Source organism: Colwellia sp. 20A7 (genome assembly GCF_009832865.1).
Classification (GTDB): domain Bacteria; phylum Pseudomonadota; class Gammaproteobacteria; order Enterobacterales; family Alteromonadaceae; genus Colwellia.
Map to the genome: position 1 here is coordinate 3,832,358 of NZ_CP047130.1, position 12,747 is coordinate 3,845,104.

Genomic DNA, 12,747 nt, shown 5'->3' on the forward strand with positions numbered 1-12,747 from the left:
GCTTTCTGTTAGTAGTAGGAAACTAAGTTAACTTGTTGTGTAAACTTAGTTTCCTTGTGCTTACTTTCTTACTGGCATTACTGAGGTATGGCTTAAGTTTTCGCTTAATCACAAGAGATATTCACCGCCTCAATCCCCTTCTTCTTGATAACAACATTCATAAAATCGATCGTCAATTTTGACGCTGTAGATAACGCAAATGGCTGTGTTACTTTCGTCAGATTAGTACCATTTTTTTCAAAACACTGTAAACCTATGTTTAAAGTACTCCATTGCTTCACTTTTAATGCCAATAAGGCTTGCGTTATATTAACTTTGCCTCGGCAATCATCACCACAGCCCATTGATAAATAGACAGGTTTATTGATTGAAGGTTTAAAACCTTCAGGCAAACGTACAGTTACTTCAAGTACCAAGTCTGATTTTTTATAACGGCTTAAATCAATAGCGTGATTACTATCAAAAGCAACCTGACCATTTTCTTTGCCATTAAAAATAACACTTCTCGCATCTTCTTGAATATTTCTATCGATACTGCGTAAATAAACAGCTTTATTTTCAATAATACTACTCGTCATAACACTTGATGAATCAGAGTCAGTTATAGTCATTTTCCAAGGAGTTTTCATTACATTTTCAAAAAGAGTAATATTTTGTAAGTTTTTTAAAGATATGGTATTAGTCACAGGTAAGTTATCTGACAATCTATTTTCATCACCATAGCTTAGGCCAAAACCATAAGGTAGTAAGGGTTGATAGTCTTTATCAAAGCGATTAACACTGGTTTGCTCTGCTGCAGCGGGCCAAGAATATGAAAGTCGGCCGGTAAAATCATAGTTAATATCACCATTAGTTTTTGTAAATAAAACATCAGCAACGGCACCCCCTTCAGAGCCAGGTAACCATAGTGCAACAAAGGCGTCAGAGGCGTTGAGCTCGCCATTAATCCACATTGGTCGACCGCTAATAAAGAGTGAAATAACCGGAATATTTTTCCCTTTAAGCTTATTTAAAAGGGCTAAATCTTGTTTCACACCTTGTTGGAATTCTAGATTTTCAATATCACCAACACCTTCTGCATAAGGTTCTTCCCCGAAAACGACAATTGCCACATCAGGCTTTGTATCAAAACTGCCGTCAGCACTGAGGGATACTTCGCCCCCGGCTTCAATAACTTTTTGTTCGATACCGGAATAAATAGAACTGCCACCAGGAAAATCTTTATTGACGTTATTAGTGCCCTGCCAAGTAATTGTCCAGCCACCCGATTGCTTGCCAATATTATCAGCGCCATCACCTGTAACAAGAATATGTTGGTTTGCAGATAACGGTAAGATATTACCTTTATTTTTAAGTAAAACTAACGACTCTCTTACTGCTTGCTTGGCAATCTCTCTATGTTTAACAGCACCAATTAACTCTGTTTTTCCTGATAATAATCTATTAGCAGGGCTTGGTTTATTAAATAAACCGGCTCTAAATTTCACGCGTAAAATTCTACTAACAGCGTCATCAATACGGGCTTGAGCTATCTTTCCGTTTTTTACTTGTGCAATAATATTGTTATAAAGTGGTTTCCAAGCATTTGTTGGTACCATCAAAATATCTAAACCCGCATTAACGGCTTGCGGACAACTTTCATTTGAGCAGCCTTTAACTTGCCCATGACCGTTCCAATCACCAACGACAAAACCATCAAAGCCCATTTTACCTTTTAGCACATCGGTTAATAAATATTTATTGCCATGGATTTTTTTACCATGCCAGCTATTAAAAGAAGCCATCACTGATTGAGCGCCAGCACTTAAACCGCCAACATAACCTTGAGCATGAATATTAAATAACATTTGCTCTGATGAAATATTATTTCCTTGGTCATCACCGTCTTCAGTTCCACCATCACCAATAAAGTGTTTTACCGTGCTAATAACACGTTTATCCCCAAGAAAGTCTTTATTAGCTACTCCTTGTAACCCTTTTACGATTGCCGAGGAATAAGCTTTAACAATCTCGGGATCTTCAGAGTATCCCTCATAGGTTCTCCCCCAGCGATCATCACGAACAACAGCAACCGTTGGCGCAAAAACCCAATCAATACCAGTAACCATTACTTCAGTTGCTGTAATTTTAGCTATTTTTTCAATAAGATCAGGGTTATTTGCTGCTCCTAAACCAATATTATGAGGAAACAAAGTAGCCCCCATAACATTATTATGTCCATGAACAGCATCTGTTCCCCACATTGTCGGAATACTACTACCATCCAAACTATCATCGACCGATGCTTGATACATATCTTCTGCTAACTTAACCCAGTCATTAGGCGTTGCATGCTTATCATTATTGGGAAAGCCACCGCCACCATTTAAGTAAGAGCCAAAGCCATACTTACGCATATCTTCAACGGTAATATCACGTATTTCTGGTTGGAGCATTTGTGCTACTTTTTGCTCAAGTGACATTGAAGCGAGTAGTAAACCGACTTTTTCTTCAATTACTATATTAGGCTTTACAGCTATATCCAACGCTGGCCAAATATCAATATCCGATACTGTTTCTAACTGTAATGAAGACTCTAAAGCTCTCTTTCTTTATGTATAGTTGAGTGCAATTGTTCCTTTATTTTCATTACAACCAACTAGCATCGATATTACTACCAAACCAAGCACAGTTATTTTAGCTATTTGTTGTGTTATTAATTTTTTCATAGTGCTTATCTCATTTAAATTATGAATATTCTAGTTACGGTCTATAGGAATAATTTATTGATCAGTTATTCCTTGATTTTGCTGCCTGACATTCCATAATAAGCAATAAATAAATAACAAATGATAGGTAATAGAAATGAAGGCTGTACACCGATATTATCAGCTAAAATCCCTTGAAATAGCGGGATTATTGCACCACCAACAATAGCTAAACATAAAATACCTGAGCCCTGACTGGTATGCTTCCCTAACCCTTGAATAGCTAAACTAAAAATAGTTGGGAACATAATTGAATTGCATAGTCCTACTAATAAAATAGCAACCATGGCAAGCGTACTAGTTGCAACAACGGCTACTATAATTAACAAAACAGCACAGATCGCATTGAAAACTAACGCTTTACCTGCTGCAATTCTTTGCATTACCGCCGCACCAATAAAACGTCCCACCATTGCGCCTCCCCAATAGTACGCAATATACTTTGCAGCTTCAGACTCTTCTAATCCGGCAATTGTTGGATCGGCGAAAAAACTAACCAAAAAGCTACCAATTGAAACTTCAGCCCCCACATAAACAAAAATACCTATAGCGCCTAAAACCAAATGGCGATATTGCCAAGCACTGCCTTCATTCTCGGTAACATTTATTTGCTGTTCATCCTCAACTAACGATAAGTCAGGTAGTTTTAACCAGGTAAAAATAGCAGCCAATGTTAACAGCATAGCCGCTAAAAAAACGTAAGGCATTTGAACAGATTCAGCAGAAGCTTGTGGAGATAAAGCCTCTGCCGCTTGATTCAATATTAAGAATGCCCCAAAAAAAGGTGCTACTGTAGTTCCCAAAGCATTAAAAGCTTGAGTCATAGTCAATCGAGAGGATGCCGTTTTAGCTTCACCTAGCATACTGACATAAGGGTTAGCCGATACTTGTAATAATGTAATACCACTAGCGAGTATAAATAAGGCCATTAAAAAAATAGGATAACTGTGCATAGCAGCCGCAGGATAAAAGCATAAACAGCCAATAGCAGCGATCACTAACCCAACAACAATGCCCTTTTGATAACCTAGCCTTTTAACGATTGCTCCTGCGGGTAAAGAAACAAGAAAGTAGGCCCCAAAAAAGCAAAACTGTATCAACATTGCTTGGCTATAGGTTAATGAAAAAACACCTTTTAGATGAGGTATTAAAATATCATTTAAACATGTAATAAAACCCCACATAAAAAAGAGCGATGTAAGAGATGTTAAAGCAAAACGATAATCTGGCTCCTGTTGCGAGTTTATATTTGCCTTTAAACCTGGTGAGCTTGATAGTATTGTCATAATTTCCTCTCGTAAATTTTTCTTATAAGTATTATCACTAAATAACTTAGGATTAGATCCAAACGGCACTTAGCGGTGTTTACGCATATCAATATTTCAAAACGATACTTTCAATATCAAGCTGTTAAAAACAAATAAACAGAATAATAAATAAAGTGGTTGACCTAGGTTACAGAAACCACTAACCTTAAATGTAAGCGCTTTCATTTGTTAATTAGAAACGATTTAAACTATTTTATCAAGTGTTTTAACAGCGTATTTCGTTAAGGGTGAAGACTAGTTACCCGAATAAACTTTACTATGTAGGTACAATTTAAAATGACAGCTAAACTCTCTCTTCCCCTTAATTCAGCGATGCTGACAAAAGATTTTATCTATGGTGTGGCGACAGCTTCATTTCAAATAGAAGGTGGTGCAGATAATCGATTACCCTGCATCTGGGATACTTTTTGTAATACACCCAATAAAGTTATTGATGGCTCTAACGGCTTAATAGCATGTGATCATTTCAATTTATGGCAACAAGACATTGCGTTAATTGAATCATTGGGCGTTGACGCTTATCGCTTATCTATTTCTTGGCCAAGAGTTATTACAAAGTCAGGAGAATTAAACCCAGAGGGCGTTAATTATTATCTAACGATCCTTGATGCCTTAAAAGCTAAAAACATCAAAGCTTTTGTAACGCTATATCACTGGGATCTACCACAACATTTAGAAGATGAAGGTGGTTGGTTAAATAGAGAAACCGCTTATAAATTTAGAGATTATGCAGATTTAATCAGCCAAGCTTTTGGTGATCGTGTTTACTCTTATGCAACCCTTAATGAACCTTTTTGTAGCTCATTTTTGGGATATGAAATTGGTGTCCATGCGCCAGGTAAAGTAGGTAAAGAGTTTGGTAGAAAAGCCGCGCATCATTTATTACTTGCTCATGGTTTAGCCATGGCAGTGTTAGCAAAAAACAGCCCTCGTTCGAAAAATGGCATCGTTCTTAACTTTACCCCTTGCTACCCAGAATCTGACACGGAAGCGGATAAAAAGGCAGCTGAATTTGCAGACGATTATTTTAATCAATGGTATATTAAACCGATATACGATGGTGAATATCCAAGCATATTAGCGCAATTACCTACTGAGCATCAGCCAGATATTAAAGACGGTGATATGGCTCTTATTTCTCATCCTACAGACTTTTTAGGCGTTAATTTTTATACACGCGCTATTTACCGTACTGATGAAAAAGAGCATTTTGTTCAGATAGATCCTCCAGCGCCTAGGACAGATATTGGCTGGGAAATATACCCAAAAGCCTTAAGTGAATTATTAGTTTTATTAAATGAAAAATATACCTTACCACCTATTTATATTACTGAAAATGGCGCAGCTATTGATGACAAAATAGTTGAAGGCGTAATCAAGGATACTGATCGGATAGAATATTATCAGCTTCACTTAAATGCTATTAATGACGCGATAGAGCATGGTGTAGATATAAAAGGATATTTTGCTTGGAGCTTAATGGACAACTTTGAATGGGCTGAAGGCTACTTAAAACGCTTTGGTATTGTTTATGTTGATTACGATAGCCAAGTAAGAACAATTAAAAACAGTGGACTGGCATATAAAGCATTAATATCAAATAGATAAAATAAAGGTTTTCGCTAGTTTCCTCAATATTACATTGTAATAACTAGCTTAACTAAATAATAAAATGATCAACCCTGAATCCAAAAATAAAAACGATAGGTAATCAGATGACTAAACTCCCCTTTTACGAAAAAGTAGGTTACGCCATGGGCGATGCCGCTGCTAACTTAGTTTGGCGTGGTGCTCTGGCATACTTAGCCGTTTTTTATACTGATACCTTTGGCCTAACCGCGGCGGCGGCGGCCATGTTATTTTTAGTAGTACGCCTGTCTGATGGGGTAACCGACATTATTATGGGGATGATCGCCGACAGAACTACGACTCGCTGGGGTAAATTTAGACCTTGGATATTATGGTCAACACCCTTATTAGCGTTGTTCATGGTGCTAAGCTTTACCACGCCTGATTTAAGTTATACGGGAAAGCTTGTTTATGCTTATATAACCTACATAGGTTTAACCCTTGCTTACACAGTTAATAACGTGCCCTATTCCGCCTTAATGGGAGTAATGACGCCGAGTGATACTGAACGAACTAGCTTATCCGGTTTCCGTTTTGCAGGTGCATTTGCAGGTGGATTACTTGTAATGGGTTTTCTACCTGATTTAGTCGCCTATTTTGGTGCTGGTAATGATGCTCAAGGTTATCAATATACTATGTATCTTTTTGCCATTATTTTAATAATATTAATGGTGACAACATTTGCGACAACTAAAGAGCGAGTAGTACCCAACCTTGATGAGTCAACTAACTTAAAATCTGAATTAATTGATTTAAGTAAAAACCTCCCTTTTATCATTTTTCCATTATTAGCAATGACGCTATTTTTCTATTACCGTGATATTTATAGTGGTTTATTTTTTGTTATTGTAATGGGATCCATGTGGTTAGTTATTAAAAAATTACTAAAAAACACGCCAGAAGATTTAAGTGGCACTCAAAGGGATATGGTTGACTTATTAACCAACAAACCTTGGCTAATATTACTTGGTATGGGCTTTATAACCATGTTATTTAATGGCATTAAGTATGGCACTATTGCCTATTACTTTAAGTACCACGTAGGTAGCGAACTGCTAGCAGGAAAATACTTTGTTGTATTATTACTAGCCTCTATTTTAGGTGCATTATCAACAAGTTATTTAGCGAAAAAATTAGGAAAACGTAAATTATTTATCATTTCTCTTCTTGTTAGTGGTGTTCTCACTGCCGCTTTTTATTGGGTACCTCAAGGTAACCTTTCTGCTATCTTCATTTTAGGTGGTACAGCCGAATTTTTCGCGGCGATAATGCCAACATTATATTTTACTATGCTAGGCGATTCAGCCGATTATTCGGAATGGAAAAATGGCCGTCGAGCTACTGGTCTTATTTATTCTGCTGGCACCTTTGTTCAGAAAACAGGAGGTGGTTTTGCTGGTGCTTTGGTCTTAGTAGTACTTGCTGGTTACGGTTACAACGGTATGGATAAGTCAACAATTGAAGCGTCTTTACCGGGTATGCAATTACTGATGAGCTGGATTCCCGCGGCCTTCGCTTTTGCTGGTGCAGCCTTAATGATATTTTACCCTCTTTCAAGTAAACAAAATCAACAAATTACTATAGATCTAGCACAAAGGCGCGCTTGAATTTAATCCTTTAAAAGTTACATAAAGATGCAATTGAGCTCGATGGCTCAATTGCATATTTATAACACTAGTTTAGATGAACTTTATTATGCTAAAATCCACCTTTTTTCGACGCCATCATCTAATGACTGAGCTCACATTGTAGGATAATTATGGCGACAATATATGAAGTATCAAGCTTAGCCGGCGTATCATTAGCAACCGTTTCAAGGGTTATTAATAACAACACCCGAGTTAGTGATAAAACACGTCAAAAAGTAGATGCCGCCATGCTAGAGCTAGGTTATCGACCTAACTCTATTGCTCAATCATTAGCCTCTAATCGCACAAACAGTGTGGGCATTTTAGTGTCTGAACTTGATGGTTCGTTTTTTGGCCAAATGATGGCCGGCATTGAATCAGAATTAAGAATGGCCGGTAAACACGTTATTATAACCACTGGCCACAGCCAAGCAGATAAAGAAAAAGATGGAATTGATTTTTTAATCTCTCGTAATTGTGATGCACTAATCGTGCATACTGAAGGCTTAACGGATGAATACCTAGTCACCCTTGCTAAAGGGAAAACACCTGTATATTTTATGAGTCGAATAATCCCTGAGTTAGCCGGTAACTGTATATATCTTGATAATGAATTAGGTGGTTATCTTGCGACACAAGCGATGATTGAAAAGGGACACTCGAACATAGCTTACATTGCTGGCCCTCAATTTAAAGCCGATGCGCACAACAGATTAGCTGGACATAAAAGAGCACTGTCGCAAAATAATTTGCCTTTCAAAGAAGAATTATATTTTGAAGGCGATTTTACAGAAACAGGCGGCAAAGAAGGCCTTAAAAATTTTCTCAGTAAAGCATCAACGTTTACTGCATTAGTTTGCGCAAATGATGAAATGGCCTCGGGTGCAATGACTTACGCACGTGAACATAACGTTGCATTACCTCAAGACTTATCAATTATCGGTTTTGATAACATCGTTTTTTCTCGTCATATTTACCCAAAACTAACCACCATAGATAACCCTGTGCGAGAAATGGGTCATATGGCGGCAAAATTAGTACTTAAAAATGTTTATCAACAAAAGGGCTTAACGATAAACCATTCTTTTGAACCTGCGCTTATTGCCCGAGATTCAATCGCTAGTATTAATAGCTAAAATTAATAGCTAACACATATTTTTCATCCCCAATAATAACGTTTCTTTTTATAGAAGCGTTTATCTATCCAACCCCTTCTCTTTCATCCTATAAATTACCCTATACCAATCTCACTCACTATGTGATCATTTCTACTGGTTAAAACAACTAATTACTGCGTTATTTATTTTATAATTAGAACAACTAGTTATTAAAATAAATGCCTTGTACTTGGCCATTTTCCCTACGTATAAAGTAGATCACTTAATTAATGAAACTGGTATTAATAATAATTTTTTTATAAATAAGTAGCAACCGAAAAGGATATGTTATAACATATCTAATTAAGATTGATTTACGTATTTATTTATTATTGATAAAGATAACTCGGAATTTTATGTCATATTTTTCAATTGTTTATTTACTCAGAAGTTCAATATATGAAAAAGAATAACAGAGTAATATTATGCACCACCTTATTTTACTTGCTAGTACACTTAGATGCATTAGCCCGAAATAATGCTCACCTTTCGCCACATGTACATGGCGTATCTGAATTAACGGTTGCTGTTGAAAAGCAATCCATAGAATTAGAAATAAAATATCCTGCTATCGATATTTTAGGCTTTGAACATAAAGCCAAAACAGCCAAGGATATCGAAATTACCAATGACGTTAAAATAATATTAAGTCAACATGAGGAGCTATTTGCGTTTACTAATAGCGAGTGTTTATTAATGGATCAACAGCTTGATATATCAAGCATCCATAATATGAACAATACCGAAGATGAAAAACATAATAATAAAGAAGTTAAGCATCATGAAGTTATTGCTAGTTATCATTATCATTGTAAAGAAGTACCAACTTTGCTCACCATTACGGTTAATGCATTTGATCACTTTTCAGCGATTCACCAAATAAACACTCGATGGCTTACAGAAGAGCAACAAGGCTCTGTACTATTATCACCAAAAAACCGCGTTATTAAGCTGAGATAAATGTGACTAACGTTAATGCAATAATCACTTATGCAGAAAAGCACTGTAAAAAACATGGCATGTGTTTAACCACTCAACGAAAACAAGTATTGATTTCGTTAGCTCAATCAAAAACGGCGCTTACTGTTTATAAAATTATAGCGCTATACAAACAGCTTTTTAATGAAAATATTGCTGCTATGTCGGTCTATCGCATTCTTGAATTTTTAGAAAATGAAAAATTTATACATAAATTACAATTAACTAACAAATATATCATTTGCACACATATCGCCACAGACCATGATCACCACAAATCACAATTTCTAATTTGCAGCATGTGCGATCTAGTCAAAGAAATAAACTTTGAAAAATCGCTCATTTCAAAAATTAAACAGGGTATGAAAACCGCTAACTTTGTACTTTCTAACACACAGTTAGAAATACATTGTATTTGCAACACTTGTATCAACAAAATAGCCTAATAGCTCTAAGGATAAAAAATGAAGATAACGCAAGCACTCACCGATAAATTCTCGATTGGTTTATCAATGTTATGCGCCATACATTGTATGTTACTGCCGCTTTTATTAGTGGCGCTTCCTAGTTTAGGCGCCTTGCAATTAGATAATGAAGCGTTTCATATCTGGATGTTAATCGCTGTTATCCCCACCAGTATTTATGCATTAACGCTCGGCTGTAAAAAACACCAACGTTATCGCCTAATCACTTGGGGTGTGTCTGGTCTTACTTTAATGATTTTGGCGGTTACTTTAGGCCATGAAGTTATCGGTGACAGTGGCGAAAAATTATTAACATTGTTCGGAGCTACTTTTGTTGTAATTGCACATATAGGTAACTTCAGACGCTGCCAACAACATAAAAGCTGCTCAAACTAAACACCTGAAAGTCATTTGAAAGGCCACATCCATAACACATAACCCTTTGTTTTTTTTGAAAAACTTAAAGCTATAAGATAAAACAGAATGAACCAGAATGAACCAGAATGAAATATTAGCGTTATTTGACCAGTGGAATAACGCCTTAAAAACAAAAATAGCAAAAAATGTTGCAGCGTTATATGCATATGACGCAGTACTGTTACCAACGATATCTAATAAGGTTTGCCATAACCATGCAGAAATTGAAGAATATTTTGCTAACTTCTTAACAGGATCTCCTGTTGGTAAAATAGATGAAGCCAATATTTTAATTTTCGATCAGGTGATAATTAATTCAGGGGTTTATACTTTTTCATTTAATAACGGTACTACAACACAGGCACGTTTTACATTTGTTTATCGTTGGGATGGAAAACGTTGGCTAATCATTAAACATCACTCTTCACAAATGCCCGAGTCAGTATTCATTTAAGAGGTTTGCGTATGAATAATAATAATCAAGATGATATTAATCAAACAATAGAGGATAATGACAGCTGTTATAGTAAATCAAGTTGCTGTGCACCGCAGAGCCCAATAATAAATACATCCCCAAAAGTTGGCCGCAATGATCTTTGTCCATGTAACAGTGGGCGAAAATTCAAAAAGTGCTGCGGCTAAACGTAGACAGCAAGAGATAATGAAACATAACAAAATTAACAACGTGCCTACCAACCTTATTACCGGGTTTTTAGGCGTTGGCAAAACCTCAGCAATGCTACATTTATTGAGAAACAAACCCACCAACGAACGGTGGGCTATTTTAGTTAACGAGTTTGGCGAAATAGGCGTTGATGGTAGCCTACTTACTGGCCAATACTCAGAAGAACAAGGTGTATTTGTTCGTGAAGTACCCGGTGGCTGTATGTGTTGCGCTGCCGGTGTTCCTATGAAAATTGCTCTTAATCAGCTATTAATTCATGCAAAACCGGATCGCTTACTTATAGAGCCAACGGGACTAGGCCATCCGCAAGAGATTTTAAAAGTACTGACCAGTGAGCATTATCAAGACGTATTATTATTAGAAAAAACAGTAACACTTGTTGATGCACGCAACTTAGCAGACAAACGCTACACGTCACACGATATATTTAATCAACAAATCGCTATTGCTGACATTGTTATAGGCAATAAAGTCGAGTTATATGAAAACGCAGATAAAGAAGCTTTAAAACAATATGTAAAACATCACGGTCAAGCAAATGCTGAGGTTATCTTTTCAACTCAAGGGCAGATGCCAATTACAAAATTAGCCGGACCACCCGCTGCCACTATCTTGTTGGAACATCATCATCATGTGACAACAAAATCACTAATTGCAGATGCCATATTACCTGAGTGTGGTTTCCTAAAAGCTATGAATTCGGGTGAGGGTTTTTATAGTGTTGGCTGGCGATTTTCTATTAATATAGTTTTTAATCACAGTAAACTCATTGAGCTTTTAAAGAGTATCAAGGCTGATCGTATTAAAGCTGTCTTTAATACAAATTTAGGGGCATTGGGATATAATATATCTGAAAATACCTTAACAGAAACAAAGCTTAATACGATTAAAGAAAGTCGCATCGAAATAATATCTGACAAGAAAGACGATTCCATTGAAGCACAATTAATGGACTGTATTCATCGTTAAAAGTAAGCCCTGTGCTTACCTTACGCCAGAAGTAATGATCATTCTTCTGTATTCATTCTTCTGTATAAAACTCAATTGCATGCACATCCATAGAATAAGCCGCTATTGCTGTTTCATTCTCAACCAGCGAGGTTTTGATAATACCGGATACCCAATAGGCATCATAAAGAGACTCAAGCTCAAGTCCTTTTGGATAATTCACAAAAATCGTTTGATTCGGTGGCGGTGGTGGTAGATGAATACATGCGCCATAATAAGGCACCATAAAAAACTGTGTTACCTTTTGTTCATCATCAAAGCCAAGTGGCACAATAAACGCCGGAATTTTTATGGGGGCATTATTAACAACAGGTTTAATACGAGTTGACACTAGTGCTTGTTGATAACGATCATTACTACTTTTTTCAATTTCATTTTTAAAGGTATCATTCAATTTATCAGCCTCTGATCCGTCAACAATCTCATCGAGATAATCGGGCGGATTAAGTAAAGCATCTAAGTCGTCCTCAGGGATCAAGTCAAGCCAATCGGCTGTCATAAAATCATATGTCGGCAATGTTACGTTTTCTACTGCTTTTTCTTTTTCTAACGCGATCTGTTTTTTAGTTTCTGTTAATGGCGTATCTGTTAATGGCGTAGTAATAGACGATGATTTTTTGTGCAACAACGGTAGAATTATTTTCAATAACCACCTCTTTTGACGATTGTTCACAGCCAAACATTAACAAAAAAGCGACACTCAATA

12 protein-coding genes are annotated in these 12,747 nt (G+C 36.5%); 9 read left to right on the forward strand and 3 right to left on the reverse strand.

The window, feature by feature from the left end; all coding sequences use genetic code 11:
* Positions 1–104: 104 nt before the first annotated feature.
* Both GQS55_RS16405 and GQS55_RS16410 read right to left on the reverse strand, forming a co-directional pair.
* Entirely contained in the window at positions 105–2,525 is a 2,421-nt protein-coding gene (locus GQS55_RS16405) for a glycoside hydrolase family 3 protein (protein ID WP_236559676.1), read from the reverse strand.
* A gap of 248 nt (positions 2,526–2,773) precedes the next feature.
* A complete protein-coding gene (locus tag GQS55_RS16410; RefSeq protein ID WP_159821514.1) occupies positions 2,774–4,033 on the reverse strand; it encodes a sugar MFS transporter in 1,260 nt (419 codons plus the stop codon).
* A gap of 318 nt (positions 4,034–4,351) precedes the next feature.
* On the opposite strand from GQS55_RS16410, the gene GQS55_RS16415 reads away from it, so the two are divergent.
* The 9 genes from GQS55_RS16415 (at position 4,352) to GQS55_RS16455 (ending at position 12,002) form a co-directional block, all read left to right on the forward strand.
* Positions 4,352–5,683 carry a GH1 family beta-glucosidase gene (locus GQS55_RS16415; protein WP_159821515.1) on the forward strand — a complete coding sequence of 444 codons (1,332 nt, stop codon included), beginning with the start codon at positions 4,352–4,354 and terminating at the stop codon, positions 5,681–5,683.
* Positions 5,684–5,790: 107 nt separating this feature from the next.
* Complete coding sequence (locus GQS55_RS16420; protein WP_159821516.1) at positions 5,791–7,311, forward strand: MFS transporter; 1,521 nt, start codon at positions 5,791–5,793, stop codon at positions 7,309–7,311.
* Positions 7,312–7,463: 152 nt separating this feature from the next.
* Positions 7,464–8,468, forward strand: coding sequence for a LacI family DNA-binding transcriptional regulator (locus GQS55_RS16425; protein WP_159821517.1), 1,005 nt, complete (start codon positions 7,464–7,466; stop codon positions 8,466–8,468).
* Between the two features lie 420 nt (positions 8,469–8,888).
* A complete protein-coding gene (locus tag GQS55_RS16430) occupies positions 8,889–9,449 on the forward strand; it encodes a ZrgA family zinc uptake protein (protein WP_159821518.1) in 561 nt (186 codons plus the stop codon).
* A gap of 2 nt (positions 9,450–9,451) precedes the next feature.
* Positions 9,452–9,913, forward strand: coding sequence for a transcriptional repressor (locus GQS55_RS16435; RefSeq protein ID WP_159821519.1), 462 nt, complete (start codon positions 9,452–9,454; stop codon positions 9,911–9,913).
* An 18-nt stretch (positions 9,914–9,931) separates the two neighbouring features.
* Positions 9,932–10,327, forward strand: a complete 396-nt coding sequence (locus tag GQS55_RS16440; protein ID WP_159821520.1) for a MerC domain-containing protein — start codon at positions 9,932–9,934, stop codon at positions 10,325–10,327.
* Between the two features lie 97 nt (positions 10,328–10,424).
* Positions 10,425–10,802, forward strand: a complete 378-nt coding sequence (locus tag GQS55_RS16445) for an SgcJ/EcaC family oxidoreductase (RefSeq protein WP_159821521.1) — start codon at positions 10,425–10,427, stop codon at positions 10,800–10,802.
* A gap of 11 nt (positions 10,803–10,813) precedes the next feature.
* Positions 10,814–10,990 carry an SEC-C metal-binding domain-containing protein gene (locus tag GQS55_RS16450; protein WP_159821522.1) on the forward strand — a complete coding sequence of 59 codons (177 nt, stop codon included), beginning with the start codon at positions 10,814–10,816 and terminating at the stop codon, positions 10,988–10,990.
* On the forward strand, positions 10,938–12,002 hold the full coding sequence (locus tag GQS55_RS16455; protein WP_236559677.1) for a CobW family GTP-binding protein: 1,065 nt from the start codon (positions 10,938–10,940) through the stop codon (positions 12,000–12,002). Before GQS55_RS16450 ends, GQS55_RS16455 begins: the two co-directional genes overlap by 53 nt.
* Positions 12,003–12,054: 52 nt before the next feature.
* Here the strand turns inward: GQS55_RS16455 and GQS55_RS16460 are convergent, their stop codons facing one another.
* Positions 12,055–12,687, reverse strand: a complete 633-nt coding sequence (locus GQS55_RS16460; RefSeq protein ID WP_236559678.1) for a DUF3299 domain-containing protein — start codon at positions 12,685–12,687, stop codon at positions 12,055–12,057.
* Between the last annotated feature and the right edge of the window lie 60 nt (positions 12,688–12,747).